The following is a 25,831-nucleotide window of genomic DNA, read 5'->3' as shown; positions in this document are numbered from 1 at the left end:
GACACCCTAACGGCCGGACGTCGCGGGCACGGCGGCTTCCATCAGTTCGGCGAGATCTTCCGACCCTTTCGGCAGGGAATCCACCGGCCACCACCGAAGATCGTCCGATTCGTCGCTTTGGACCGGTTGTGCTCCGCGGGGCGCGCGCACCACGAAACGCACGTCGAAATGCCGGGTCGGCACGCCCAGCGAGCACGTGATCGGGTGGACGTCGAGGTGCACCGGGGCCGGGTCGATCACGAGGTCCTCGATCCCGGATTCCTCTCGCGCCTCACGAAGAGCGGCGTCGGCGAGCGTCGCGTCGCCGGGTTCGCAATGCCCGCCGAGCTGCAACCAGCGACCGACCCGCGGATGCAGGGTGAGGAGCACGTTTTCCGCGTCGGCGTCGAGAAGGACGGCCGACGCGGTGATGTGCCCGGCCGCGCATTCCCGGCGGCAGACGTCGTCGCGGGCGGCGAGGAAGCCGAGATAGGCCTGGCGTAAGGATTCCTGGGCCGCGTCCACCGGTCGCCAACCGGACAAAGTGGACACAACGTCGTCGTGCAGGGTCACAGTTCGAGAAGTCCTTCACCGGGTTCGACGGAACCGCGCGCGGGCGGAAGCGCGGCGGGATGGCCGATCGCGACGGCGCCGAGCGGTTCCCAGCGCTCGTCCAGGCCGAGGACGTCGCGCACGGTGTCCGCCGCGAATATCGTCGACCCGATCCAGCACGAGCCGAGGTCTTCGGCGGCGAGCGCGACCAGCAGGCCCTGCACGGCCGCGCCACCGGCGACGGTGAACATCGTGTGCTCACAAGCGTTCCGGCGCTCGTCGCGATAGGTGTGGGCGCCCTCGGCGACGAGGAACGGCACCACGACTTCGGGCGCGTTGTACAGGATGTCGCCGCGGCTGAGCCGTTTCGCGACCTGCTCGGGCGTGAAGTCGTCACCTTCGAGATCGGCCTGCCACGACGCCTTCATCGCGTCGAGAAGCTTGCGGCGCAAGCCTTCCTCGCGCAGCCACACGAACCGGACCGGCTTCGTGTGATGCGGCGCGGGCGCCGTCAGCGCCGTCCCGACCGCACGGCGGAGCACCTCGGGGTCGACCGGCTCGTCGGTGAACGACCGGATCGAACGCCGCGCGAGCACGGCTTCCCGGCGACCCTGCGCGATGGATTCGTTGGTACCGAGGCGGAACAGGTCCTCCTCGACCGGGCGCAGCAGTTTGCGGGCGGTCGAACCGTCGTCGGTCGGCTGGAGGCCGCGCACGACGGCGACCGGCGTCCCGCCGAGCTTGCCCTTGACCAGATCCGCGGCGGCGGCGAGTTCGTCGGCGATCGCCACCTCGGTGACCGCGAGTTCGTTGCCCTGGCTGTCGACCTCACCCGCGTACGAGTGCAGCACCCGCAGACCGGACGCGCCGATCGCGGCGTCGGTCTGCCCGACCCGCCACGCGCGGCCCATCGTGTCGGTGACGACGACGGCGACCTCGACGCCGAGCCGTTCACGCAACCCGTTCCGCAACGCGAGCGCGGAAGCGTCCGGATCGGACGGCAGCAGGGCGACCTCGCCGGAGGCCACGTTCGACGCGTCGACGCCGGACGCCGCCTGCACGATGCCGAGCTTGTTCTCGGTGATCACCGTCCGGTTGATCCGCGCGATCACCCGGACGGATTCTTCTTCGACGAGCTTGCGCCGGGCGGCGTCGCGCTCCTCGGGGTCGGACGGGACCCGGATCAGCATGCCCTCGGTCTTGGAGACGATCTTGCTCGTCACGACCAGGACGTCGCCCGAGCGCAGCCACGGGGCCGCCTCGACGATGGCGCCGGTCAGGTCGTCGCCGGGACGGAACTCCGGCAGGCCTTCGACCGGCAGGATCTCGATCTTCGCCGAAGCATGGTCAGTCAACGGAAACTCCCGCCAGATCGAAGGCGGCACGCACCATGGCGGCCGTCGCGTCCACATCGGACATCAGCAGGGGTACGTCGCGGACGGCGACCCCCGGCACGTCGACGGTCTCGCCCTCGGAGACCAGCCAGCCGTCGAGGACGCCGTCGGATTCCTTGCGGGAGCCGTAATGCCGCCCGACGGCCTCGGCCGAGGTCTCCACGCCGATCGCGCTCAGGCAGGCGTCGGCCATCCCGCGCAACGCCTTCCCGCCGATGATCGGCGAGACACCGACGACCTTGGCGCGCGTCTTCCGCAGCGCGTCGCGGATTCCCGGGACACCGAGCGTCGTACCCACCGAGACCACCGGATTGGACGGCGCGAACAGCACGATGTCGGCGGCCGCGATCGCGTCGAGCACGCCCGGCGCCGGTTTGGCCTCGTCGGCGCCGACGGCGATGATCGAATGCGCCTTCGGCTCGGCGCGGTAGCGCACCCACCACTCCTGGAAGTGGATCGCCTTGCGCTGGTCCGGATCCTCCGGGTCGTCGATCACGACATGCGTTTCGACGCGGTCGTCCGACATCGGCAGCAGGCGCACGCCCGGCTGCCAGCGATCGCACAGCGCCTCGGTGACCTGCGAGAGCGGATAGCCCGCGCGCAGCATCCGCGAACGGATCAGATGCGTCGCGATGTCCTTGTCGCCCAGGCCGAACCAGGTCGGCTCGGCGCCATAGGCGGCGAGCTCCTCCTTGACCGTCCAGGTCTCCCCGGAGTGGCCCCAGCCGCGCTCCTCGTCGATCCCCCCGCCGAGGGTGTACATGCAGGTGTCCAGGTCCGGGCAGATGCGCAGACCGTGCATCCACACGTCGTCCCCGGTGTTCACCAGCGCGGTCACCTCGTGCGGCGATTCCGGCGCGGAACCGGTCGCGGGCAGACCCAGTGCTTGTTTGACCCCCAGCAGGAAGCGGGCCCCGCCCACTCCGCCGACCAAAATGACGACCTTCACGACGGGCGATCCTCGCACGCCCCCGGAGCCGGGGCCCAGTAGCGGTACCTGTGGTGCTCCGTACAGCCCAGGCTTTCGTACAGCTTCAGCGCGCCGGAGTTCGCCACCGCGACCTGCAGCACCATCCCCCTCGCGCCCTGAGCGGCGCCCCAGGCGCCCACGGCGTTCATCAGCCCGCGTGCCAGCCCTCGCCGCCGGAATTCCGGCCGTACCTCCAGCCGGGCGATGTGCAGCCACTCGCCGACGACCGCTCCGCGCACCGCGCCGGCCGTGACGCCGTCCAGCTCCACGAGGCCGAAGCCGACCTTGCCGGTGCCGAGAACATGCCGCGGCGCCTCCGGCGGGTCCGCGCTGCCCGCCGTCATCTCCCACCATCCGGACGTCGGCTCGTCGAGAATCTCCGCTCCCGCCGAGGTCCCCTGCGCGAGTGGCCCGGTCAGGACGCGGACCTCGTGCGCGGGCCGATGTTCCACATACTGGACCCAGCCGCAGGCGGCGATGGCGTCCTCCAGGGACGTGTTCTGGATCACCTGAACGACCGGCGGGATGGCATGATCGTGGGCGAAGTCACAGACCGCCCGCAAGGCGTCTGGCAGCGGTTTTCCCGGGTCACCGATCGCCAGGGCACTGTTGGCCCGGGCGGTGAACCCGTCCGCCCAGCGGAGCCTCCAGTCACCGATCCGGCTCTCCAGCAGGGGAGTCCAAGCCCGGCTACAGGTGAGCTCGAGCATTTCCGCACTGTTCACGGTTAGATTGTGCCAAGGAAGGCAGTGGAGGGACCCCGATGAGCATCGCGCGCAAGGACGACAGGCACAACGAAGACCTCGTCCGCGAGATCTCGGACGGCTTCAACCGGGCGTTGGGCGCGGAAAAGGCCGTCGAGACGGACACAGAAGCGGCGAAGCCCGCCGCGCCGAAGTTCGTCATCACCGGGGACAGCAGGGCCACTCCGCCGCCGCGCCGGAAAGACCGCTGAAAGCCCATACCCGGGGTACGGCTAAGGGTGGCCTAAGCGGGCCGGTCGCGCCCGTGGGCGCGTAATGTCCGTTGCAGACTGGTGAAGCAGAGATAAAGCAGGAGTGCGCAGTGACCTACGTGATCGCCGAGCCCTGCGTCGACGTGCTCGACAAGGCGTGTATCGACGAGTGCCCCGTGGATTGCATCTACGAGGGTGACCGCATGCTGTACATCCACCCGGACGAATGCGTCGACTGCGGTGCCTGCGAGCCGGTCTGCCCCGTCGAGGCGATCTACTACGAGGACGACGTCCCCGACGAGTGGAACGACTACACCAAGGCCAACGTCGACTTCTTCGACGAACTCGGCTCGCCCGGTGGCGCCTCCAAGGTCGGCAAGACCAGTCACGACCCCGCCTTCATCAAGGCTCTTCCCCCGCAGGGCGAATGAGCCGGGTCGCTCTTCCCGATTTTCCCTGGGATTCCCTCGCCGAGGCCAAGGCGAAGGCCCAGGCGCATCCCGGCGGCATCGTCGACCTGTCGATCGGCACGCCGGTGGACCCGGTCCCCGAGAGCATCCGCGCGGCGCTCGCATCCGTGTCGGAGATCCCGGGGTACCCGACCACGCACGGGATCCCCGAGCTCAGGGCCGCCGCGATCGACGCGCTTTCGCGGCGGCACGGCATCGAGGGGATTCCCGAGGCGGCCGTGCTGCCGACGATCGGTTCCAAGGAACTGGTCGCTTCGCTGCCGCGGCAGCTGGGGTTCGGCCCCGGCGATCTCATCGTGATCCCCGAGGTGGCGTACCCGACCTACGAGGTCGGCGTGCTGCTGGCGGGTGCTTCCCTGCTGCGCGCGGACAGCACCTTCGCGCTCGGCCCGCAGCGGCCCGCGATGTTGTGGATCAACTCGCCGTCCAACCCGACCGGACGCGTGCTCGGTGTCGACCACCTGCGTAAAGTCGTCGAATGGGCGCGCGAACGCGATGTCCTCGTGGTCTCCGACGAGTGTTATCTGGCGCTGGGCTGGGAAAGCGAGCCCGTGTCGATCCTGCACCCGTCGGTGCACGGCGGCTCCCTCGACGGTCTGCTGGCCGTCCACTCGCTGTCGAAGTCCGCGAACCTGGCCAGCTACCGCGCCGGATTCGTCACCGGTGACCCGAAGCTCGTCGCCGGGCTGCTGGAGATCCGCAAGCATTCCGGGCTGATCGTGCCGCGGCCGGTGCAGGAGGCCATGGTCGCCGCGCTGAAGGACGACGAAGCGCTTGCCGTGCAACGGGAACGCTACGCTCGCCGCCGGCTGGTGCTGCGGAAGGCGTTGCTGGACAGCGGTTTCGAGATCTCGCATTCCGAGGCCGGGCTGTATCTCTGGTCCACGCGCGGGGAATCCGCGCTCGACACCGTCGACTGGCTGGCCGATCGCGGCATCCTCGCCGCGCCGGGCACGTTCTACGGGCCGACCGGTGGGCAGCACGTCCGGATCGCCCTGACCGCGACGGACGAGCGGATCGACGCGGCCGTGGAGCGGCTCGCCTCCTGATCAGGGCACGTCGCGGCCCGTGAAGCCCCGGTAGATGAACCGCGTCAGCGCCTCGATGGCTTCCTCCTCGGAGACCGACGACGGGTCCAGCAGCCACGTGTGCGCGAATCCGTTGACCAGTTCGGCCATCATCGCGAGCGTGACCCGCTCCGACGCCGGGAGTTCCATGCCCGCCTCGGTGATGTACCCGAGGTGGTCCAGAAGGTCCGCCGCCTGAGCGGCGCCGAAGCGCGCATAGGTGCGTGCGAACTCGTCGCTGACCATCGCGGCCTGGCGCAGCGCGAGCATCGTCGCGGCGTTGTCGCGGTGGAAGTTCCAGTACTCGCAGACGTGCCAGTGCACGGCTTGCGGGTCGGTGAAGTCGGGCAGGTGCTCCGGTGAGGCCGCGTTGACGTCGCTCTCCGCCGCGAGGTCCTCGAGGAGCGCTTCGAGCAGTTCTTCCTTGCTCGAGAAGTGGTTGTAGAACGAACCCGCCGCGCGTCCGGCCTCGGCCGTGATGTCGGTGATCTTGGTGTTCAGGTACCCCTTCGCCGCGAAAACGCGCTTCGCCGCCTCCTTGAGCGCGGCCTCGGTCTCCGCCGCCTTCTCCTTGCGGCTCGTCGCCGTCATCGGCACCTCCTTGACACGGAAGGCTAGCAACGGCCAAACTGAATCAGGATTCACTGAATTCTAATTCATCGGAGGGGTAATGACCGAGGTGCTGATCGCGGGAGCCGGTCCGACCGGGCTCACGCTGGCCATCGATCTCGCGCGCCGCGGCGTCGGCGTGCGGATCGTGGAGAAGGCCGAGACGTTCTTCGAGGGCTCGCGCGGCGACGGGCTGCAACCGCGCACGCTGGAGGTCTTCGAGGATCTCGGCGTGCTGGACGCGGTCCTGGCGGTCGGCCAGGTACCCGTGCCGATACGGATCCACCTCGGCGGCGAGGTCGTCGGGGAGCGGATGATGGCCGAGCTCGTCGAGCCGACTCCGGACGTGCCGTATCCGAACGGGTTCTTCCTCGGCCAGTCGCGGACCGAAGGGATCCTGCGCGACCGGCTCGCCGAATTCGGCGTCCAGGTCGAGCTCGGCACGCCGTTGCTCGGTTTCGAGCAGGACGCCGGCGGCGTGACGGCCGAACTGCCGGGCGAGCGGGTGCGGGTCGACTACCTCGTCGGCGCCGACGGCGGGAAGAGTTTCGTGCGCAAGTCGCTGGGGATCGCGTTCGAGGGCACCACCGACGAATCGATCCGCATGCTGCTCGGCGATGTCCAGGCCGAGGGGCTCGATCGCGCGTACGGGCATTGGTTCGCGAAGCCCGAAGACCCGATGTCGGGGATCGGGCTCACGCCGCTGCCCGGCGTACCGCACTTCCAGTTCGCCGCGCCGCTGGGCGAAGAGGAGGTCGAGGCGTCGCTCGGCACGTTGCAGGCCCGGCTCGACGAGCTGTCCGGCGGCGGGGTCCGGTTGCACGATCTCGCCTGGTCGACGGTTTGGCGGCCCAACATCCGGCTCGCCGAGCGGTTCCGGGAGGGCCGGGTGTTCCTCGCGGGCGACGCCGCGCACGTCCATCCGCCGACCGGAGGGCAGGGGCTCAACACCGGCGTCCAGGACGCGTACAACCTGGGCTGGAAGCTCGCCGACGGTTCACCGGAGCTGCTCGACAGCTACGAGCCCGAACGGCGCGGGGTCGCCGCGCGGGTGTTGAAGATCAGCACCGAAATCCTCGAGAAGTACAAGGAAGGCGCGGACGACGCGCACGACCGCGGGGAGAACACGCGCCAGCTCGACATCGGGTATCGCGGCGGCCCGCTCGCGCCTGCGGCGACCGGCCGGATCCGGCCCGGCGATCGGGCACCGGACGCGCCGCTGAAGGACGCGAACGGCAAGTCCGTCCGGCTGTTCGAGCTGCTGCGCGGCCCGCAGGCGACGGTGCTGGTGTTCGGTGACGGCCCGGCGCCCGACGGCGCGCGGCGGATCCTGCCAGCGGGCAACGCGTTGTCCGACGCGGATTTCGAGGACGTCGGCGGGCACGCCTTCGCCGCGTATGAGGCCGGGAACGGGCGGCAGGTGCAGATCCGCCCGGACGGCTACATCCGTGCGCTCACCGCCTGAGCGGCCTGGTCGACTTCGGCCCAGACGTCGCGCCACGCGGCACGGACTTCGGCGCGGCGCAGCAGTTCCTTCTCCGCGATCCGGCCGGCGATGAAGGCGAGTTCGACGTCGGTCGTGTTCAAGGCGCCTCGCATGCGTTCGGCGGCGACGCAGGCATCCTGGTGGTCACCGAGGACGGTCTGGAAGTTCTTCGTGGCCTTGATCAGCCGCTGGATCCGCTCCGCCTGCTTCTTCTTCGCAGCGGGCTTGGCCATCTCGGCGGCGTAGCGGAGTTTCTTGCCGTAGATGCGAAGCGCGTGAAGGTCGTCGTCCGGGGGATCGGCGGGAAGGGCCTTTACGGCCTTTGCGAGCTTTCGATGCGGCTTCGCGAGACCGGCGACGAGGTCGGCCGAGGTCTGGGGACTTTCCTCGGCTTCTTCGGTGGTGGGCTGCCGGGCGAGGCGGCCGATGTCCTGCAGCAGCGAGGCGTACCGGGGGCTGGCGAGCGCGCGGGTGAGCCGCCGCTTCGCGACGCCGCGCTCGGTGACGAACTTCGACACCAGGCGGCGTGCGGCAGGCTGGTCGCGCACCTCGAACTCAGCGACGACCTCGCGGAGATGCCCGATCAGGACGTCGTAGTCGCGCACGTCGCCGAGGCTTTGGCCAAGCCAGCCGAGTTCGGCGCGCACGGGCTCGGCGTCCGGGCCGACGAGGCGGCCTGAGAGCTTGAGGACGCTCCGCATACGGCGCAGCGCGACCCGCATCTGATGCAGATCTTCGGGGTCGGCGCCGGATTTGGTGCCCGGTTCGTGCGTGAGGAGTGCGCGGATCTCGACGTCGAGTTTGACCCGGACGTGGGTGGCCGCCGGATCGTCCGGCCCGGCTTTCGCGGGACGGTCGCCGAGCCCGAGCGCGGCCGGAGTGGTCGAAGGGGCGTTCTTGCGCGGCAGGGTCTCGGCTGTCACAAGATGAATTCTAGGTGAACCGGCAAGGTGGTCCAGGCCGTGAGAGAAGCAAGGGACCTTTGCTACCGCCCTCCGGGGGAGAGTGGTAGCAAAGGTCCCTTGCTCTCTTTTGGTGCAGCCGAGGATGTCGCGAAAGCCACTTTCGGGACATCAGACGTCGCGAAAGTGGCTTTCGCGACACTCGAGAGACCCCAGGCGGTAGCAAAGGTCCCTTGCTCCCGCGCGCGCGTCCGAAGCCCACACCGTCAGTCAGCATCGCTACGCGGGGTGAGGGGTGTGTGGAAATAGGGACACTCAACGTCTCTATCTCCACGCACCCCCTGCCCGCGCGGTAGCAAAGGTCCCTTGCTCTCTTTCCGCAGGTCAGTTGGCGTGCAGGGCCGCGTTCAGCTCGATGCCGACGCCGGTGCGCGCGACGACCTCGACGGCGCCGGTCCCGGAGTTCCGCCGGAACACCGCGCCCGAGATGCCGGACAGCTCCAGCGCCTTCACGACCTTGCCCTCGAAGGTCACCTTCGTGCCCGCCGTGACGTACAGGCCCGCTTCGACGACAGAGTCGTCACCGAGCGAGATGCCGACGCCGCCGTTCGCGCCGATCAGGCAGCGCTCGCCGATCGAGATGGTCTCCTTGCCGCCGCCGGACAGCGTGCCCATGATCGACGCGCCGCCGCCGACGTCGGAGCCGTCGCCGACCACGACGCCCGCCGAGATCCGGCCTTCGACCATGGAGGCGCCGAGCGTGCCGGCGTTGAAGTTGATGAAGCCCTCGTGCATGACCGTGGTGCCGTTGGCCAGATGCGCGCCGAGCCGGGCGCGGTCGGCGTCGGCGATGCGGACGCCGGCGGGCACGACGTAGTCCACCATCCGCGGGAACTTGTCCACGCCGTAGACGGTGACGTTGCCGCGCGCCCGCAGCCGCAGCCGGGTCGCCTCGAAGCCCTCGACGGGGCACGGCCCATGGTTGGTCCACACGACATTCGCCAGCAGGCCGAAGATACCGTCGAGGCTCGCGCCGTGCGGCCGGATCAACCGGTGCGACAGCAGGTGAAGCCGCAGGTAGACGTCGTGCGTGTCGCCGGGGGCGTCGGCGAGCCGGGCGATGGTGGTGCGGACCGCGACGACCTCGACACCGCGGTCGGTGTCCGGGCCGAGCTGGGCGGCCGCGGCCTCGCCGAGGGCTTCGGAAGCCTCTTCGGCGGTCAGCCGCACCGTGCCGGCCTCGCTGTCGGTGCCGTCGGTCAGCTTGGGCAGCGGGAACCAGGTGTCCAGTACCGTGCCGTCGGTCGTGACGGTGGCCAGTCCGACGCCGGTGGCGCCGGTCGTTTCGGGGTCAGGGGTCTGCTCGCTCACGACCTGAACGGTAACCCAGTGACCGGCCTCAGCCGTCGACGAGGCTCTTCACACTGGTCAGCGCCGTCGCCATGTCGCCGAGCGCTTGGCCGCACGGGCCGCCGGGGGCCACCTGGTCCTGGCAGTTCGCGGTGCGGAAGGCGGCGATCGGGCGCTCCAGCGCGTCGGCGTGCGACGCCAGGTCCGGGCGGCGTTTGCGGATGGTGCCCGCGGCGCTGAAGAGCTCGGTCACGTACTTCTGGCAGCCCTTGGGCGATTCGGTACCCGGCGCGACATAGCACTGGTCGGTGCTCAGCGCCTTGAGCTTGATCGGCAGCACGTCCGGCCCGGTGCTCTGGGTCGGCCGGACCTTCACCGGGACTTCGCTCGATCCGCACCCGCTGAGCACCAAGAGGAGGGCGACCAAGATCGTTCGCATGCGCACTCCTTCACGGTAGTCCCGGGCCCCCGGCGGTACGGTGCGGGCATGCCTTCGCTCGACTTGCACGCCGATCCCGTCGACCTCACCGCCGCGCTGGTGGACATCTTCAGCGTCTCGGAGCAGGAGAAGGTGATCGCGGACACCGTGCAGGCCGCGCTCCAGGCGCAGGCGCCGCATCTCGAGGTGATCCGCAACGGTGACGCCGTCCTCGCGCGTACGAACCTCGGCCGCCCGTCGCGAGTGCTGCTGGCCGGGCATCTCGACACCGTTCCGGTCAACGAGAACCTGCCCGTGCGCCGTGAGGGGACCGGTGACGACGAGATCCTGCACGGTCTCGGCACCGTCGACATGAAGAGCGGCGACGCCGTCTTCCTGCATCTCGCCGCCGCGCTCCGGGAGCCGAGGCACGACATCACCTTCGTGTTCTACGACTGCGAAGAGATCGAAGCGACGAAGAACGGTCTCGGTCGCATCGAGCGCGAGCTGCCCGAGTGGCTGCGAGCCGACCTCGCCATCCTCGGTGAGCCGTCGAACGGCGGGATCGAGGGCGGTTGCCAGGGCACGATGCGGATCGAGATCCGCGTCGACGGCGTCCGGGCGCACACGGCGCGCGGCTGGATGGGCGTCAACGCGATCCACGGTCTCGCCGAGCCGCTGCGCAGGCTGGCCGAATACACGCCGCGCGTGGTCGACATCGACGGCCTGACCTACCGCGAAGGCTTGCAGGCCACGAAGATCGGCGGTGGTGTCGCGGGCAACGTGGTCCCGGACGAAGCCGTGCTCACGATCAACCACCGGTTCGCGCCCGACAGGAGCGCCGAACAAGCCGAGGCGCACCTTCGCGAGGTCTTCGAGGGTTACGACGGCAAGATTGTCGACTTGTCGCCTGGCGCGCTGCCCGGGTTGAGCGCTCCCGCCGCTGCCGAGCTGGTCGCCGCGGCGGGAGGCAAGGCGGTCGCGAAGCTGGGCTGGACCGACGTCGCGCGCTTCGCGGCTCTCGGGATTCCGGCGGTGAACTTCGGTCCAGGTGACCCGACGCTGGCGCACACCCGGCAGGAGAACGTGCGCGCGGGCGAGATCCGTCAGGTCGCCGCGGTGCTGCGCGAATTCCTCAGCTAGCCAGGGCGAGCCATTCGCCGAGGGCCTGCTCTGGGCCGCCGTAGGTCAAATGCGAGATGGCGAACATCGGGGCGACCACGCGGCTCCAGGCGTACAGCCTTTCCTCGTCGAGCCCGCACGCGTCCGCCACCGAACGGCAACGGGCCTCGACGCCTTCGTGCCCGGCGCCGCTCACCACGTAGTCGACGGCGTCAAAGCACGGATCACCCACGCACGCCTTCGGATCGATCGCGATCAGACCGCGCGAGCCGCCGTCCAAGGCGTTGCCGAGATGCAGATCGCCGTGGAGCAACACGACTCCAGTCTGCGTGTCCAGCAGCTTTTCGCAGCGTTCGATCGCCCGCTGCCAGGTGTCCGGACTGATCCTGGCGGCGATGGCCGGTTCGGTGATCCGCTTGCCGATCCGGTCGAACGACTCCTCGAACCGGCCGCGCAGGCTCCACGGCCAATCCGCGGGCGGGGCGACGGAATGCAGCGCGGTGAGCAGTTCTCCCCACTGTCCCGGCAGGGCCGACGGCGGCAGGTCCTCGGCCGGGGTGCCCGGCCGGATCTCTTCCAGCACCATCGCGCCGGCGTCCGGGTCGGCGGCGAGGACGGCGGGCACCCGGCCCGAGGGCGCGAACACCCGCAGCATTTCGAGTTGTTTGGTCAGCAGTGCCCCGTCCGGGCTGAGTTTGAGCACCGCCGGTGTCCCGTCGGACCAACGGCAGCGCAGGACGACGGACGAAGCCCCGCTTTCGAACAGCTCGCCGAGCTCGAAGTCCCATCGGGCGGCCAGCCGCGCGGCGAGGGCGGGGACCCCGGCGAGCCATCCGTCGGCGTCGGCGCCGAACCGGTTCACCAAACGCGCACTGATGTCTTGCAAGTCCACTTCGGTCACTGGGAAACGTCCTCCTCGGCTCCGAGAAGGAGCAGTCCACGCCGCAGTAGGTCCGCGGCCTCTTCGAAGCGCCCCTGATCGCGAAGGAGCTCTCCCGCTTTGTCGATCGAAGCTGCCAAGACGCCGCGAGTGTCGTGAAGGGCGGCTACGTCGATGGCGTGCGCGAAGCCTGCTTCGGCTGTTTCGAGGTCTCCACGGGCCAAGGCCAGTGAGCCCTGCTGGTACGTGAGTGAAGCGGACAGCGGCGAGTCCTCGGGGATGGCTTCGGTCGCTTCGGACAGTAGCGCGGCGGCGTCGTCGAGACGACCGAGTTCCCGGCAAACGTCGGCGAGCTCCAGCGTGACCGTGTGATCGGGTGCCGCCGCGCGTGACGCGCGAAGGTCCGCGAGAGCGCCTTCGAGGTCGTCGGCACGTCGGTGCAGCGCCCGCGCGAACAGACACCGCGCCAGCACCGGCCGCAGTGCGCGTTCGTGGAGCAGGTCGTGCAGGGCCGACACGGCGGCGACCGCGTCGGCCAGCCGTCCTTCGCCGAGATAGGACTCGGTCAGCCGTCGCTGGTTCTCGGCGAGCTCGGTCAGGATCTCCTCACCGCGAGCCAGTCGAAGAGCCGCTCCCGCGTGCTGCGCGGCCAGGACGTTCTCGCCGAGGCGGAGCTGCCCGTCGGCGAGGTACGCGTGCAGGGTCAGCAGGAGCACCGGATGCGGATGACGCCCGAGGCTCGCGTCGAGCGCGGTCCGGAGCAGGTGCATCGCGTGATGCGGCTCGCCCCGGTCGATCAGGGCGTTCGCCCGCAACGCGGCGGCCAGTTCGCGGTACGGCGGGATGTCGCCGTCGAGCGCGGCCTCGGCGGCGGCCACCGACCGCGTCCTGGCGTCGCCCTCGGTGAACCGCGCGAGCCACAGCCAGGCGAGCCCGGCCTGGCGGTGGCGGCCGATCTTCTCGGCTCGCCGGGCCAGCCGCCGCATCTTCGGCGCCGAACCCTTCCCCGCCAGGAAGTCCTCCGCGGCGGCCGCGATGTCCAGGTCGAGCCGGACGTCGTCGCGGGGCGACGTCACGCCGAGCAGTTCGCCGGTGTCCACGCCGAGTCGCGCGGCGAAATGGCGTACCGCGTCACCGGAGGGTGTCCGCGCGCCCGTCTCGACGGACGAGACATACGCGGCGGTGTAGTGCGGTTCGGCGAGTTCACGCTGGGTGAGGCCGCGTTCGGCGCGGAGCCGCCGTAGCCGTCCGCCGACCTCCTCGCCCATGAACGGGAACGATACGGGCGGGCGCGCCGAAAGGTTGCGCGCGCGGTCCCACAACCTCTCCAGGCGCCTGCTCGTACTCCTCGATGTGACCGCAGATCTCCGGGAGGACCGATGACCGCGCGCCGGGCACTGGCTCTCGCCGTGTGCGTCTTGGTGGTGTCCGGCTGCGAAACCCATGCGGTCGCCCCTCCCGCCGTGATACCGGTGACCGTTCCCTCGACGACGTCGTCCTCCGCGCCGAAGCCCGTGCTTGCGCCGCCGTCCGCCGAGATCCCACTCGGCGAGGGTCCGGTCGCTGGACACTCGGGGAGGCTGCTGCGGTACCGCCTTGCCGTCGAAGCCGACATCGCGGGTGTGAGCGTCGACGACTTCACCAAGACTGTCGAACTCACCTTGGCGGATCCGCGCGGCTGGACCGCCGGCGGGCGATGGCGGTTGCAGCGGGTCGGCCCGGACGATCCGGCCGATTTCACGATCCACCTCGCCACGCCGGGGACCCGGGACGTGCTGTGCGGCAGGCCCGACGGCTACACCTCGTGCCGCAACGGGAACAACGTCGTGCTCAACGTCGCGCGCTGGGCGAACGGCGTGCCCGGTTACGGCGCGCCGCTGACGGTCTATCGGCAGTACATGGTCACGCACGAGGTCGGGCACCGGCTCGGGCGCGGCCACGAGAAATGTCCCGTGCCGGGCGCGCTCGCGCCGGTGATGCAGCAGCAGACGCTCGGCCTGCACGGCTGCGCCCCGAATCCGTGGCCCTACCCCGACGGGAAGCAGCACTCGGGTCCTTCGGGGGAGTACGACGACCCGATCCCGACCGGCGAATCGTGAGTTACGCCTTCAATCACGCGAGTTACGCCTCTGATCACGCGAGTTCGCCGGTTCCACACGGCGAGCCCGCGTGACCGAACTCGTAACTCGCGTGATCAGAAGGCGAACTCGCGTGTTTGAAGGCGTAACTCGCGTGATTGGAAGGCGAACTCGCGTGATCAGGTGGACGACACGCGTGATCAGACGGACGACACGAGGATCAGCGGCCCTGTAGCGACTTCACGTTCTGGCCGAAGGTCCAGTTCCGCGAGCCGTCCCAGTTGATCGACCAGGTCATCAGGCCCTTCAGCGCCGGAATGCTGCGGTACGCCTGCGAAACCAGGCTCGGCGACATGTAGCCGCCGCCGGCGCCGGCCTGCGCGGGCAGGCCCGGGGCCTGCTTGTCGTAGGGGACACGGATCGTCTGGCCCTGGATCACCAGGCCCTTGTCGAGGCAGTTGGTCTGCGCGACGAAGCCCTGGACCGTCCCGGCCTGGTACGAATCGCCGGAGCAGCCGTACATGCTTCCGTTGTAGTACTGCATGTTCAGCCACCACAGCCGGCCGTTGTCCGCGTACTTCTTGATGATCGGCAGGTACGCGCCCCAGATCGAGCCGTAGACGACGCTGCCGCCGGTGACGTACGCGGTCTCCGGCGCCATGGTGAGCCCGAAGTTCGGCGGCATCGCGGCGAGGACGCCGTCGATGATGCGGATGAGGTTCTTCTGCGAAGCCGAAAGCGTGTTGATGTTCCCGCTGCCGGTGAGGCCGGTTTCGATGTCGATGTCGATCCCGTCGAAGTTGTACTTCTTCAGGATCGGCACGATGGTCGCGACGAATTTGTCCGCCACGGTCGCCGAATTCAGGTCGATCCCCGCGGTGGCGCCGCCGATGGACATCAGGATGGTCGCACCGGCGTCCTTCGCGGCGCACATTTCGGATGGCGTCGCGACCTTCACAGTCGCGTCCATCCCATCCTCCCATTTCGCCGTTCCGTCGGACAGGATGACCGGAAAGGCCGCGTTGATCACGTTGTATCCATTGGCCTTGATGCGGGCGTCGGTGATCGGGATCCAGCCCATCGGCGGATGGACGCCGTTCGAGGCGCCGTCCCAGTTCTCCCAATAACCCTGCAGGACCTTGCCCGCGGGCTTCGATTTGACCGCGCAGACCTCGGCGTCGGGTGACGCCTGCGCCGAGCCCAGTGCGACGAGGGTGGTGACGGCGAGTACCGCCGCGCCGGTGATTGCGAGCAGCCGTGAGACGCGACCGAACATACCCAGCTCCCATCTCGAAAGCGGTTTGAACGAACAGGAAGCGGCCGTTCGGCTCAACATAGGTCGCGGTACCCGGCCCACGCTACCGACGATCGGGTGGTCTAGACCAGATATCGAAGAGTTGCCCGAAAATCCCTCTCACGCACGAAGGCCATCCCACGAGGCCGGGTGTCCTCGTGAGATGGCCTTCGCTATTCGGATGGTCAGACGGTGATGGTCCAGCTGTCGAGCGTGCCGGTGTCCTGCGCGTAGGCGTCGTAGAGCACGAGCGTCCAAGTGCCGGAAGCGGCTTCGTTGGTCACCGGCACCGAGTACGTCCTGGTGCCGAGATCCGTACAGGGCAGGGAACCGGTCGGCTTGACCGAGTACGTGCTGCCGTCTGGGGCCTTCAGGCTGATCCGGAGGTCCTCGGAGCAGGTGTGCGTCCCGGTGATCGAGACCTTCACCGGCGAGGTCGCCGCGCCCGTCGCGCTGGACGTGATCGGGCTGTTGACCGTCGCGTAGTCGTTCAGCGCGAAGTCGGTCCCGTTGGTGAACGTGCGCACGCTGACGTCGCCGACGGTGAGCGTGTACTGCGCGGTGCGGTCCACCGAGGTCCCGTCACCGGTCACCGTGATCGTGCTGGTGCCGTTGGGGGTGCTCGCCGACGTCGCGATGGTGAGCGTCGAGGAGCCGCCGGACTGCACCGAAGCGGGGTTGAACGTCGCGGTCGCTCCGGCGGGGAGACCGCTGGCGCTCAGCGAAACCGCTTGCGCCGAACCGGAAGTCGTCGCCGTGTTGACCGTCACGGTTGTGGACTGTCCCGCTTGGACGGTGCCGGAAGACGGCGAGAGACCGAGCGAGAAGTCGGGACCAGTCGACGTGCCGACGGCGAGCTTCCACAGCGCGTACGCGATCGCGTCGCTGTTCTTCTCCAGCGGGGTGTCCGGGATGTTCGACAGCGTGTCGCAGGCGCGGTGGTAGCAGCTGTCGAACGCCCTTCCGGCGGTGCCGCCCCATTTCTGTTGCTGCGCCGCGCTCTTCGTGTATCCGGCGCCGGTCGCGAGGCCGCCGACCGGGATGCCCGCGCTCTTGAACGAAGCGTGGTCCGAACGGCCGTCGCCCTCGGTGTCGCCCTCGGTCTGGATGCCGATCGTGCGGAAGTACTCGTCGAACACGGCCTTGACCGAAGCGACGTCGTCGTAGACGAAGTAACCCCAGTTGTCCGAGCCGATCATGTCGAAGTTCAGGTAGGTCTTGATCTTCGTGCGCTCGGTCTGCGGCAGGCTGTTCACGTAGAACTTGGACCCGCGCAGGCCGGACTCCTCGTCGGCCCACCAGCCGAAGCGGACCCGCTTGGCCATCGTGGGATTCTCGCGGGCCAGGGTCAGCGCGACTTCGAGGATCGAGGCCGAACCCGAGCCGTTGTCGTTGATGCCGGGGCCGGCGCTGACGCTGTCGAGGTGTGCGCCGAGCATGATGACCTGGCTGGCGTCACCCTGCGGCCATTCCGCGATGATGTTCTGGTTCGAGCCCGCGCAGCTCGTGCAGGACTGCAAGGTGACGTTGTAGCCCGCGTCGCGCAGCTTCTGCGCCACATAGGACACCGACGCCGGATAGCCCGGCCGCCCGGCGGCGCGGTTGCCGCCGTTCTGGTTCGCGATGGTCTGCAATGCGCTCAAATGCGCCTTGACGTTGGCAAGCGAGATGTCCGGTGCGGCGGCGGCCGTGACCGCCTGCGCGGGTGCCGTGACGACACCCAGTACGGCGGCCATGCCGACGATGGCCGCTCCTATTCGCTTTCCCCACTTCATGCCGGGGTCTTCCTTTCTGAGGTGATGGTCCGTGAAGGCCTCCTTCCCCACGCTGAAGTAGGGAAGGAGGCCTTCACGGAACGGGGATCAGACGGTGATCGACCAGCTGGAGAGCGTGCCGGTGTCCTGGGCGTAGGCGTCGTAGACCACGAGGGTCCACGTACCGGCCGCGACTTCGTTGGTCACGTTCACCGAGTAGTTCCGGGTGCCCAGATCGGTGCAGGGCAAGGAACCGGTGGGCTTGACCGAGTACGTGCTGCCGTCGGGGGCCTTCAGGCTGATGCGGAGGTCCTCGGAGCAGGTGTGCGTCCCGGTGACCGACACCTTCACCGGCGAGACCGCGTTGCCGGTGGCGGTCGAGGTGATCGGGCTGTTCACCGTGCCGTAGTCGTTCAGCGCGTAGTCGGTGTCGTTGGTGTAGGTGCGCACGTCGCCGCCGGTGCCGACGGTCAGCTTGTACTGCGCGGTGCGCGCGCCGCTGGCCCCGGTGCCGGTCACCGTGATGGTGCTGGTGCCGTCAGGCGTGCTCGCCGACGTCGCGATGGTGAGCGTCGAGGAGGCGCCGGACTGCACCGAAGCGGGGTTGAACGTCGCGGTCGCTCCGGCGGGGAGGCCGCTCGCGCTCAGCGAAACCGACTGCGCCGTGCCGTTGGTGGTCGCGGTGTTCACCGTGACCGTGGCCGACTCGCCGGGCTTGACCGAGCCCGACGCCGGGGTGACGCCGACCGAGAAGTCGTTGCCCTGCGGGGTGCACGAGGTCGGCTCACCGGTCGCCGCGGTGACGCTGATGGCGTCCCACGCCGCCTTGGTGGTGTTGAACTCGGTGCAGGAACCCGGGTACAGCGCGAGCGCCGCTTCGAGGGTTGCCTTGCGGGCCGCCTTGTGGTTCCAGCTGGAGGTCTTCTTCAGCAGGCCGTTGTAGAAGATCTTCCCGGCCTTCTGGATGCCGATCCCGGTGATCGAGGTGTTGTTGCAGGTCGGGCTGGCCGGCTTGCCGACCGGCGCGGTGCCCTCGGCCAGCAGGTAGAACCAGTGGTTCTGCGGTCCGGCGGCGGCGTGCACCTCGGTGTTCGGGATGGACGACGAGTAGCAGTCGGGGTTGCCGGAGATCCGGCTCGGCTGGTTCATGTAACGGATCGGCCCGCGGCCGACCAGGTTCACGCCCTCGCCGACGTCGTAGTCGGGGGTGTCCTTGGCGTTGTTGGCGTAGTGCTCGGTGATGGCGCCGAAGATGTCACCGGTGGACTCGTTGAGGCCGCCGTTCTCGTTGCCGCTGCCCGCGCCGCCCGGCGTGGTCTGGAAGATGGCGTGGCCGTATTCGTGCGCGACGACGTCCATCGGGGTGGCCTGGCGCTGGCTGTCCGACGAGCGGCCGTAGGTGGTCGAGGAACCGTTCCAGTAGGCGTTGGCCTGGTTGAGGCCGACGTAGGCGGGGAAGCCGCCGCCGTTGCCGTTGATGCCGTTGCGGCCGAGCCATTCGCCCAGCATCTTCCACTCGGTCTGCACGCCGAAGAGCGCGTCGACGCAGGCGGTTTCCAGGTCGGTGCCGGAGCCGTTGCCCCAGTTGTCGTCCGGGCCGCTGAAGGGCGAGCTGTTCTGGCGGGCGCAGCTGATGTTGGTGCGCTGCGGGTCGCGCATCGTGTACGTGCCGCCGGAGTTCGTCGTGTCGATGGTGACGTTGCCGGCGTAGTAGCTGTTCCCGGCGCCCAGCGTGCCGACCTCGTTCGCCGCCGCCTTCGGTGCGGCGGCAGGGAAGTTGGACATCTTGACGTCGTCACGGGTTTCGAGGACCGCGCCGGTCGTGCCGTCCACGAACACGTGCAGGTTGCTCGGGTTCGCCGCCTTGGTGCCGGCGACGACGACCTCGTAGGCGAGCTTGGGGGAGTTCCCCGCCAGCACGACGAGCTTCGGCGCGACCATACTGTCTACTTTGGACAGCTGGCCGCGGGCGACCTCGGTCGCCTTCGCCGCGGAGATCCTGGCCTTGGTGTCGACCGAGATCGCCGCGGTCTCCGCGGCGCTGGTGCCGCGGACGCGCCCGGCGCCGTCGGCGACCACCACCGCGTCCCCGCCGACGACGGGCAGGCCACGATAGGTTCGTTCGTAGGCGGCGTAGAAGAGTCCTCCGCCGCCGGGGGTCAGCCCGACACGGCGGAAGTCTTCCTCCGCCCCCTTCCGCAGCTGGTCGACGCCGGTCGCGGCGGCCCGGTCGGCCGCGCTCGCGGCCACGGCGTCGGGGCTCGCGGGCTGGACGGTGGCGGTGGTCGCGTTCGCCGGGGTCACCGGGAACGTCATGCTCAGGGCAAGGCCGGCGACGGCCGCCAACCCTGTTCTGAGCCCTCGCTGAACGGTCATGTGAACCTTCCATGGGCAGGACCGTGTACCCGTCCGGCCTACAGGCGCGGCGGGGAATTCGACCTGGCGGGCGCACGGCGGGGGACGGGGAGCGTGCCCATTCGGATAACTGGAGTTATCCCGATGGACACGTCCGAGTAAAGGAGCCGGTCACGAGGTGCGTCAATGGGCCGGATGGCCTAGCGGCGCGGGCGAAGATCCACATGCGGGGAATGAAATGCCTGTGTAGTAAGAGTTTTTCGCGCCATGTGCGATATATGGCGACTTTCGTATGGTTTTCAGCCGGTGGGCCCGAAATCGGACATAGTGGCCGCGCGCACGCCGCGGCGATAGGCCTCCGCGGCTTTTTCGATTAATCCGCGGGCGCGCAACGTGTCGCCCAAATGCAGTGCGGTGGCGACCAGCGCGCCGCGCAGTTCGGACTTTTCCTGTGCGGTGGCGGCTTCTTCGAGTAGCGCGGTGGCCTCGGGCAGGTCGCCGCGCGCGCGGGCGATGAGTCCCAGTAACCGGAGAACCTCGGCCCTTGCCTCGATATCGGGGGATCGATCCAGAAGCGGGCGGATCCCTTCGGCGAGTTCGGCCGCCTCGTCGAGTTTTCCTTGGCGGCGGCGGACATCGGCGAGTTCGATGGTCGCGCCGAGTACACCTTCCCGTGAACCGGCCTTGGCCAGGAGGTCGCGGGCGAGCCGCAGTTCGGCGTGCGCCTCGTCGAGTTTGCCCAGCCGTCGCCACAGGAAGCCGCGCGCCCAGCGGCACCGGGCGGCGTCGCGGTCGTAACCGAGGGAGGTGAACAGGCGCAGCGCCCGCGAAAGGTCCTTCTCCGCGCGGTCGGCCAGGCCGATCTCCTGCCACAGTTGCGCGGCCTGCCGGTGATAGCGCGCGGCGATTTCCGCGTGGCGAGCGGAAGGAAGGACGCGGCGGCCTTCCTCGGCGGCCCGGCGGGCGCGGCGGAGCGCGCCCATTTCGATCAGCGGGTGGATCAACGCGGTCACGAGCGCCAGTTCGGCGTCGGGATCGCTCGCGCCGGTGGCGCGGAGATCGGCGAGCGCGTTCTCCACGAGCGCGACCGACGCGCCCAGGTCGCCCGAAAGCGCGCGGCAGGCGGCGACGCGGTTGACGATCATCGCGCGCAACCGGGGCGATGAGGCATCGGCGAGTTCCATGGCGTGCGCGAATCCCTTGTCCGCCAACGGGATGTCGTAGCGCTGCCACTGGACCTCGCCGAGATGGAAGCGCGCGTGACACTGGACGTCCGGCAGCCGGTACTCCGCCGCCAGGCGCTCCACCCGGGCGAACTCGCGCTCGGCGGCTTCAAGCCCGCCCTTCTGCAACTCGCGATACGCGGCCTCGAGCGCGTCGCCGAGTTCTTGAGCGGCGCCGGGTGGCCGGTCGAAGCGGAGTTCGTCCGCGGTGAGACCGAGCCGCCGCGCGAGGTGGGAGAGCACGTCGTCCGAGGGCAGGCGGCGGCCGGACTCGACCTTGGCGAGGAAACCACGGTCGTAGCGCGGCTCGGCGAGCTCACGCTGAGTCAGCCCGCGTGCCCGGCGCAGCCGCCGGATCCGCGCGCCGAGTGGTTCTGCGCTGGGCGGCACCGATCCACGGTAGACGATTTCCCGCTCGGCATCGGCCTGAGCTGGACGGATATCCGCCAACAACGGCCGGATCCGGTGACTTCCGACCGGCGAAACGGACATATTGACTGGTGGCGCTCGGCGGGCTAGCGTCTTGCGCAATAAAAAGGAAACTTTCTTAACTAAATGTGAGCGGGGCGCCGATGATGGTGAGTTCCTGGTCCCGGACGGTGGCCGCGGTGTCGGCACTGGTCCTCGGGGGTTTGACGGTTCCGGCGGTTTCGGCCGCGGCGGCGGTGCAGGGTGAGGTCCGGGTCGACCAGGTCGGCTACGGCATCACCGAGACCAAGCACGCCTATCTCCTCTCCAGCGCGCCGGGTTCGTTCTCGGTGGTCGACGAACGCGGTCGCACCGTCCATCGTGGACGGACCGGGCAGTCGCTCGGCGCGTGGAACGCGAAGTACCCGGCGGTGTACCAGCTCGACCTGTCGAAGGTCTGGCTGCCGGGCAAGTACCGGATCGAGGTCACCGGCGAGACCAAGGCGACGTCGCCGACGTTCCGGGTGGACACCAAGGACCGGCTCTTCACGCCGCTCGTCCGGGCCACCAACGAGTTCTTCCAGGCACAGCGCGACGGCGACGACATCATCCCCGGCCGTCTCGACCGCAAACCCTCGCATCTGGCGGACAAGCAGGCCACGATCTACGAATGGCCGTCGTTCGGCGGCGAATTCGGCGACGAGATCACCGAACCGTTGAAGCCGGCGGGCGGCCCGATCGACGTCGAGGGCGGCTGGGTCGACGCGGGCGACTTCGTCAAGTTCACCTCGAACACGGCGTACTCGCTGGCCGAGCTGGGTTACGTGCTCCGCGAGGACTACGACCGGGCGCTGGCCGCGGAGGTCAAGCTCGGTCTCGACTGGCTCGACAAGATGTGGGACGAGAAGAGCAAGACGCTCTACGCCCAGGTCGGGATCGGCACGGGCAGCGACAAGTTCGGCTTCCTCGGCGACCACGACGTCTGGCGGAACCCGCACGACGACGATCCGCTCGACGTGAAACCCGGTGACCCCAAGTATTTCGTGAAGCACCGGCCCGTCTTCCCGGCGAACCCGGGCGGGTCCGGGCTCAGCCCGAACCTGGCCGGCCGGGTCGCCGCCGCCTTCGCGCTCGGCGCCCAGGTCGAGGCGAAGCGGAACCCCGCGCTGGCAAGGGAGTACCTCGCCGAAGCCTCGTCGGTCTTCGCGCAGGCCAAGACCGAGAACGTCGGCGAGCTGGTCACCGCGTTCCCGCACGCGTACTACCCGGAGTCGTCCTGGCGGGACGACATGGAACTCGGCGCGACGCAGCTGGCCCTGGCGGCCAAGGCCCTGCGTGACCCGCGGTCCGCCGAATGGACGCGGCAGGCGGCGCACTGGGCGAAGGCCTACATCGACCACGAAGAGAAGAGCACGCTCAACCTGTACGACACCAGCGCGCTGGCGCACGCCGAACTGGCGAAGCTCCTGCGGCACGGTGTCCCGGGTGCCGCGCTCGGCCCGAAGGAACTGATCGGCGACCTTCGCCGTCAGCTGGACGAAGGTGTCGCGAGCGCGGCTCAGAGTCCTTTCCGGACCGCCGTCTCGGTGAAGGAATTCGACGCGGCCAGCAAGAGCTTCGGGTTCGCCGCGACCGAGCGGCTGTACGCGGACCTGACCGGTGACCGCCGATACGCGGCGTTCGGTTCGCAGCAGCGGAACTTCACCCTCGGCGCGAACGCCTGGGGTATCTCGCTGGTCGTCGGCGTCGGCACCACGTATCCGCGCTGCCCGCACCACCAGGCGGCGAACCTCGCGGGCGAGGAGAAACTGCTCTACGGCGCCGTCGTGAACGGCCCCAACGGGGCGGAGAACTTCGAGCACATGGAGCTCCCGCCCGGATCGAAGGACTGCAGGAAGCCCTTCGAAGCCTTCGACACCCCCGAGTCCCGCTACGCCGACGACCTCGCGTCGTGGCCGAGCAACGAGCCCGCCATCGACTTCACCTCGACGGCCATGCTCGCGTTCGCGCTGACCGGCCGTTCCTGAGTCGTGCTCGCGGGGCCCGCTCACCGGCGGGCCCCGCGTTCGCGTATCCGACAACTCCTGTTCGCGGCGATGCCGCCGTTCCGGACGGTGACGACGTCGTAGGCTTGGCGGGGTGAGTGAGACAAGCGAGTTCCCCGACGGCCAGTACCCGGAACGTCCGATCGAGCGCCACAAGGGCCCGGTCGTGCTGCGGCGGGATCGCCGTGACCAGGGCAGCACCACCGACCAGCGCCTGCTGGACTCGCGGGGGCCGAGCGACTGGGTGCACACCGACCCGTGGCGCGTGCTGCGGATCCAGGCGGAGTTCGTCGAGGGCTTCGGCGCGCTCGCCGAGGTGCCGCGCGCGGTGACGGTGTTCGGTTCGGCGCGGACCAAGCGGGACCACCCGGAGTACGAACTCGGCCGCAAGATCGGCGGCGCGCTCGCGAACGCGGGCTTCGCGGTGATGACCGGCGGCGGCCCCGGCGCGATGGAAGCGGTGAACCGTGGCGCCAACGAGGCGGGCGGATTCTCCGTCGGCCTCGGCATCGAGCTGCCGTTCGAGCAGGGCCTGAACCCGTGGGTCGACCTCGGCGTCAACTTCCGGTACTTCTTCGCGCGCAAGACCATGTTCATCAAGTACTCGCAGGCGTTCATCTGCCTGCCCGGCGGCTTCGGCACGCTCGACGAGCTGTTCGAGGCGCTCACCCTGGTGCAGACGAAGAAGGTCACGAAGTTCCCGGTCGTGCTGTTCGGCAGCGACTACTGGGGCGGGCTGTACGACTGGATCGCCAAGACGCTGCTCGCCGAGGGCAAGATCGGCGAGAAGGACCTCGATCTGCTGCACGTCACCGACGACATCGACGACGCCGTGCGCGTCGTCCAGGAGTCGTACCAGGCATGGGAGGACACCCACTGATGGCGGCGCCGCGCCGGATCTGCGTCTTCTGCGGCTCCTCGATGGGCTTCGACCCGCGGTATGCCGAGGAGGCTCGTGCCCTGGGGACGTTGCTGGCCTCGCGAGGCATCGGGCTGGTCTACGGCGGGGCTTCGGTCGGGACCATGGGCGTCGTCGCGGACGCGGCACTGGCCGCGGGCGGCGAGGTGATCGGCGTGATCCCCGAGGCTTTGGGCAGCGTCGAGATCGCGCACGCCGGCCTGACCGAACTGCACGTCGTCGCCGACATGCACCAGCGGAAGGCGAAGATGGCCGCGCTGTCCGACGGCTTCCTCGCGTTGCCCGGTGGGGCGGGGACGCTGGAGGAGCTGTTCGAGGTCTGGACGTGGGCGCAGCTCGGGTTGCACGAGAAGCCGATCGGGCTCGTCGACGTCGGCGGGTACTACGCGCCGCTGCTGAAGTTCGCCGACCACATGGTGTCGGAGGGGTTCTTGTCGGCGGGGTACCGGGACATGCTCTCGATCGACTCGGACGCTTCGGTGCTTCTGGACGGCTTCGCGGACTATGTGCCGCCGCCTCGGCCTAAGTGGGCCAAGTAGGGCTCGGGTAGCGCGTGAAGGCCCCCTTCCCTCGGCTCAGCCGAGGGAAGGGGGCCTTCACGCGCGCTGCTTGTGACGAGTGGGGTCATTGGGGCACCTGGGCTTCGCGAGGTGACCGTCGAAGTCCGTGAAGGCCCCCTTCATTGCGCCTAGCGCTGTGAAGGGGACCTTCACGTAATTGGGGCGCCGCGAAGGGCGAGTTTCCTCGGCTCAGCCGAGGGAAGGAGGCCTTCACGGCACTTCACCCAGCGCCAGCCTCACCGGAATGCGCGAAGAGTCCCTTGGTGCGCGCAGAAGGAGAGCAAGGGACCTTTGCTACCACCTCGCCCCCGCAAAACCGTCAGGCAGCGCTCTGATCAGGCCGTTTGTGATAAGAGTCGACGTACTCCTGCCCCGAAAGCTCCAGGATCGCGTACATGATCTCGTCGGTCACCGAGCGCCGGATCGCCGGCGACGAGTCCTGCCCCTCGTACCGCGAGAAGTCCAGCGGCGCGCCATAGGTGACGGTGATCTTCGCCCGCCGCGGGATCCGCTTCCCGGCGGGCTGCAGGTTCTCGGTCCCGGAAAGCGCGACCGGCACGACCTTCGCGCCGGTCGCCAGCGCCAGTGCCGCGACGCCGGTGTGGCCGCGGTGCAACCGCCCGTCCAGCGAGCGGGTGCCTTCGGGGTAGATCGCGAAAGCGCCGCCCGCGTCGAGCACCTTCCGCGCCGCTTCCAGCGCGGCGAGACCGGCCTGCGCGTTGCCGCGTTCGACCGGGACGTAGCCGAGGCCGCCCAGGAAACCGGCCATCAGTTTGCCCTTGAGCCCGCGGCCGGTGAAGTACTCCGCCTTGCCGAGGAACTTGACCTGCCGCATCGCCGTGAAAGTGATCACGCCGGTGTCCAGCGCCGCCCGATGGTTGGGTGCCAACAGCACCGGCCCGGTGGCGGGGATGTTCTCCACGCCGCGGATCTCGGGGCGGTACAGCGCTCTGACCAGCGGTCCGAGCACGAATCGGACGAGTAGCGGTAGCAAGGTTCCTCCATCGACAGGGTGTCGGACTCCAGCATGGCACGATCACT

General features: G+C 69.1%; 24 protein-coding genes. 9 read left to right on the top strand and 15 right to left on the bottom strand.

The genetic code is table 11. The features are described from left to right. Positions 1-6 precede the first annotated feature (6 nt). From H4W30_RS36075 to H4W30_RS36060, 4 genes are read right to left on the bottom strand one after another with little or no spacing between them, the layout of a single operon-like run. The gene (locus tag H4W30_RS36075; protein ID WP_192746622.1) at positions 7-552 is read right to left on the bottom strand and encodes an NUDIX hydrolase; all 546 of its coding nucleotides are present in this window, start codon (positions 550-552) and stop codon (positions 7-9) included. Next, entirely contained in the window at positions 549-1,886 is a 1,338-nt protein-coding gene (locus H4W30_RS36070) for a coenzyme F420-0:L-glutamate ligase (protein WP_192746621.1), read from the bottom strand. The genes H4W30_RS36075 and H4W30_RS36070 overlap by 4 nt, the downstream gene beginning before the upstream one ends. Continuing rightward, positions 1,879-2,874, bottom strand: a complete 996-nt coding sequence (gene cofD, locus H4W30_RS36065; RefSeq protein ID WP_192746620.1) for a 2-phospho-L-lactate transferase — start codon at positions 2,872-2,874, stop codon at positions 1,879-1,881. Before cofD ends, H4W30_RS36070 begins: the two co-directional genes overlap by 8 nt. Further along, positions 2,871-3,605, bottom strand: coding sequence for a GNAT family N-acetyltransferase (locus tag H4W30_RS36060; protein ID WP_192746933.1), 735 nt, complete (start codon positions 3,603-3,605; stop codon positions 2,871-2,873). Before H4W30_RS36060 ends, cofD begins: the two co-directional genes overlap by 4 nt. Positions 3,606-3,658: 53 nt before the next feature. Here H4W30_RS36060 and H4W30_RS36055 point away from each other — a divergent pair, with 53 nt between their 5' ends. The 3 genes from H4W30_RS36055 (at position 3,659) to dapC (ending at position 5,369) form a co-directional block, all read left to right on the top strand. Then, on the top strand, positions 3,659-3,850 hold the full coding sequence (locus H4W30_RS36055; protein ID WP_192746619.1) for a hypothetical protein: 192 nt from the start codon (positions 3,659-3,661) through the stop codon (positions 3,848-3,850). A gap of 110 nt (positions 3,851-3,960) precedes the next feature. Further along, a complete protein-coding gene (fdxA, locus tag H4W30_RS36050; protein WP_016331413.1) occupies positions 3,961-4,281 on the top strand; it encodes a ferredoxin in 321 nt (106 codons plus the stop codon). After that, positions 4,278-5,369 (top strand): succinyldiaminopimelate transaminase, encoded by a 1,092-nt coding sequence (dapC, locus tag H4W30_RS36045; RefSeq protein ID WP_192746618.1) that lies wholly within the window; start codon positions 4,278-4,280, stop codon positions 5,367-5,369. The genes fdxA and dapC overlap by 4 nt, the downstream gene beginning before the upstream one ends. On the opposite strand, the gene H4W30_RS36040 is transcribed toward dapC, so the two are convergent. Next, entirely contained in the window at positions 5,370-5,978 is a 609-nt protein-coding gene (locus H4W30_RS36040; protein ID WP_192746617.1) for a TetR/AcrR family transcriptional regulator, read from the bottom strand. Positions 5,979-6,057: 79 nt separating this feature from the next. Between H4W30_RS36040 and H4W30_RS36035 the strand changes: the two genes are divergently transcribed. Beyond that, on the top strand, positions 6,058-7,461 hold the full coding sequence (locus H4W30_RS36035; RefSeq protein ID WP_192746616.1) for an FAD-dependent monooxygenase: 1,404 nt from the start codon (positions 6,058-6,060) through the stop codon (positions 7,459-7,461). Here H4W30_RS36035 and H4W30_RS36030 read toward each other — a convergent pair. The 3 genes from H4W30_RS36030 to H4W30_RS36020 all read right to left on the bottom strand — a co-directional run bounded on the left by H4W30_RS36030 (position 7,437) and on the right by H4W30_RS36020 (position 10,179). Next, positions 7,437-8,405 (bottom strand): CHAD domain-containing protein, encoded by a 969-nt coding sequence (locus H4W30_RS36030; RefSeq protein ID WP_192746615.1) that lies wholly within the window; start codon positions 8,403-8,405, stop codon positions 7,437-7,439. The genes H4W30_RS36035 and H4W30_RS36030 overlap by 25 nt on opposite strands. A 363-nt stretch (positions 8,406-8,768) precedes the next feature. Further along, entirely contained in the window at positions 8,769-9,755 is a 987-nt protein-coding gene (dapD, locus tag H4W30_RS36025) for a 2,3,4,5-tetrahydropyridine-2,6-dicarboxylate N-succinyltransferase (RefSeq protein ID WP_126736387.1), read from the bottom strand. Between the two features lie 28 nt (positions 9,756-9,783). Then, complete coding sequence (locus H4W30_RS36020) at positions 9,784-10,179, bottom strand: hypothetical protein (RefSeq protein WP_192746614.1); 396 nt, start codon at positions 10,177-10,179, stop codon at positions 9,784-9,786. A gap of 42 nt (positions 10,180-10,221) precedes the next feature. Here H4W30_RS36020 and dapE point away from each other — a divergent pair, with 42 nt between their 5' ends. Further along, complete coding sequence (gene dapE, locus H4W30_RS36015) at positions 10,222-11,295, top strand: succinyl-diaminopimelate desuccinylase (protein ID WP_192746613.1); 1,074 nt, start codon at positions 10,222-10,224, stop codon at positions 11,293-11,295. Here the strand turns inward: dapE and H4W30_RS36010 are convergent. Together H4W30_RS36010 and H4W30_RS36005 are read right to left on the bottom strand one after the other, a co-directional pair. Beyond that, a complete protein-coding gene (locus H4W30_RS36010) occupies positions 11,288-12,175 on the bottom strand; it encodes an aminoglycoside phosphotransferase family protein (RefSeq protein ID WP_192746612.1) in 888 nt (295 codons plus the stop codon). The two genes, dapE and H4W30_RS36010, sit on opposite strands and share 8 nt — an antisense overlap. Beyond that, positions 12,172-13,422: a helix-turn-helix domain-containing protein gene (locus tag H4W30_RS36005; RefSeq protein WP_192746611.1), complete on the bottom strand. Its 1,251-nt coding sequence runs from the start codon at positions 13,420-13,422 to the stop codon at positions 12,172-12,174. Before H4W30_RS36005 ends, H4W30_RS36010 begins: the two co-directional genes overlap by 4 nt. A 111-nt stretch (positions 13,423-13,533) precedes the next feature. Between H4W30_RS36005 and H4W30_RS36000 the strand changes: the two genes are divergently transcribed. Further along, a complete protein-coding gene (locus tag H4W30_RS36000) occupies positions 13,534-14,253 on the top strand; it encodes a DUF3152 domain-containing protein (RefSeq protein ID WP_192746610.1) in 720 nt (239 codons plus the stop codon). Positions 14,254-14,452: 199 nt separating this feature from the next. Here H4W30_RS36000 and H4W30_RS35995 read toward each other — a convergent pair whose 3' ends face one another. The 4 genes from H4W30_RS35995 to H4W30_RS35980 all read right to left on the bottom strand — a co-directional run bounded on the left by H4W30_RS35995 (position 14,453) and on the right by H4W30_RS35980 (position 21,248). Beyond that, the gene (locus tag H4W30_RS35995) at positions 14,453-15,508 is read right to left on the bottom strand and encodes a chitinase (protein ID WP_192746609.1); all 1,056 of its coding nucleotides are present in this window, start codon (positions 15,506-15,508) and stop codon (positions 14,453-14,455) included. A gap of 203 nt (positions 15,509-15,711) precedes the next feature. Further along, positions 15,712-17,301, bottom strand: a complete 1,590-nt coding sequence (locus H4W30_RS35990) for a M28 family peptidase (RefSeq protein WP_192746608.1) — start codon at positions 17,299-17,301, stop codon at positions 15,712-15,714. 87 nt (positions 17,302-17,388) lie between these two features. After that, the gene (locus tag H4W30_RS35985) at positions 17,389-19,656 is read right to left on the bottom strand and encodes a M4 family metallopeptidase (protein WP_192746607.1); all 2,268 of its coding nucleotides are present in this window, start codon (positions 19,654-19,656) and stop codon (positions 17,389-17,391) included. A 278-nt stretch (positions 19,657-19,934) separates the two neighbouring features. After that, on the bottom strand, positions 19,935-21,248 hold the full coding sequence (locus H4W30_RS35980; protein ID WP_318780726.1) for a helix-turn-helix domain-containing protein: 1,314 nt from the start codon (positions 21,246-21,248) through the stop codon (positions 19,935-19,937). A 182-nt stretch (positions 21,249-21,430) separates the two neighbouring features. Between H4W30_RS35980 and H4W30_RS35975 the strand changes: the two genes are divergently transcribed. From H4W30_RS35975 to H4W30_RS35965, 3 genes are all read left to right on the top strand, one after another. Next, entirely contained in the window at positions 21,431-23,293 is a 1,863-nt protein-coding gene (locus tag H4W30_RS35975) for a glycoside hydrolase family 9 protein (RefSeq protein WP_192746606.1), read from the top strand. A gap of 112 nt (positions 23,294-23,405) precedes the next feature. Beyond that, positions 23,406-24,191: an LOG family protein gene (locus H4W30_RS35970; RefSeq protein WP_126736377.1), complete on the top strand. Its 786-nt coding sequence runs from the start codon at positions 23,406-23,408 to the stop codon at positions 24,189-24,191. Then, positions 24,191-24,769 carry an LOG family protein gene (locus H4W30_RS35965; protein ID WP_192746931.1) on the top strand — a complete coding sequence of 193 codons (579 nt, stop codon included), beginning with the start codon at positions 24,191-24,193 and terminating at the stop codon, positions 24,767-24,769. The genes H4W30_RS35970 and H4W30_RS35965 overlap by 1 nt, the downstream gene beginning before the upstream one ends. Before the next feature lie 340 nt (positions 24,770-25,109). Here the strand turns inward: H4W30_RS35965 and H4W30_RS35960 are convergent, their stop codons facing one another. Beyond that, positions 25,110-25,784 (bottom strand): lysophospholipid acyltransferase family protein, encoded by a 675-nt coding sequence (locus tag H4W30_RS35960; RefSeq protein WP_126736376.1) that lies wholly within the window; start codon positions 25,782-25,784, stop codon positions 25,110-25,112. Positions 25,785-25,831 lie beyond the last annotated feature (47 nt).

Source organism: Amycolatopsis roodepoortensis (assembly GCF_014873915.1).
Taxonomy (GTDB): domain Bacteria; phylum Actinomycetota; class Actinomycetes; order Mycobacteriales; family Pseudonocardiaceae; genus Amycolatopsis; species Amycolatopsis roodepoortensis.
The sequence above is the reverse complement of the archived record's forward strand: the minus strand, read 5'-3'. Positions and strand labels throughout refer to the sequence as shown.

Coding starts and splice junctions, on each gene's coding strand:
- H4W30_RS36060 (WP_192746933.1), bottom strand. CDS start 3,605: ATGCTCGAGCTCACCTGTAGCCGGGCTTGGACTCCCCTGCTGGAGAGC.
- H4W30_RS36055 (WP_192746619.1), top strand. CDS start 3,659: ATGAGCATCGCGCGCAAGGACGACAGGCACAACGAAGACCTCGTCCGC.
- H4W30_RS35965 (WP_192746931.1), top strand. CDS start 24,191: ATGGCGGCGCCGCGCCGGATCTGCGTCTTCTGCGGCTCCTCGATGGGC.
- H4W30_RS36040 (WP_192746617.1), bottom strand. CDS start 5,978: ATGACGGCGACGAGCCGCAAGGAGAAGGCGGCGGAGACCGAGGCCGCG.
- H4W30_RS35985 (WP_192746607.1), bottom strand. CDS start 19,656: ATGACCGTTCAGCGAGGGCTCAGAACAGGGTTGGCGGCCGTCGCCGGC.
- dapE (WP_192746613.1), top strand. CDS start 10,222: ATGCCTTCGCTCGACTTGCACGCCGATCCCGTCGACCTCACCGCCGCG.
- dapC (WP_192746618.1), top strand. CDS start 4,278: ATGAGCCGGGTCGCTCTTCCCGATTTTCCCTGGGATTCCCTCGCCGAG.
- H4W30_RS36000 (WP_192746610.1), top strand. CDS start 13,534: ATGACCGCGCGCCGGGCACTGGCTCTCGCCGTGTGCGTCTTGGTGGTG.
- H4W30_RS35995 (WP_192746609.1), bottom strand. CDS start 15,508: ATGTTCGGTCGCGTCTCACGGCTGCTCGCAATCACCGGCGCGGCGGTA.
- H4W30_RS35990 (WP_192746608.1), bottom strand. CDS start 17,301: ATGAAGTGGGGAAAGCGAATAGGAGCGGCCATCGTCGGCATGGCCGCC.
- H4W30_RS36035 (WP_192746616.1), top strand. CDS start 6,058: ATGACCGAGGTGCTGATCGCGGGAGCCGGTCCGACCGGGCTCACGCTG.
- H4W30_RS35975 (WP_192746606.1), top strand. CDS start 21,431: ATGATGGTGAGTTCCTGGTCCCGGACGGTGGCCGCGGTGTCGGCACTG.
- H4W30_RS36005 (WP_192746611.1), bottom strand. CDS start 13,422: ATGGGCGAGGAGGTCGGCGGACGGCTACGGCGGCTCCGCGCCGAACGC.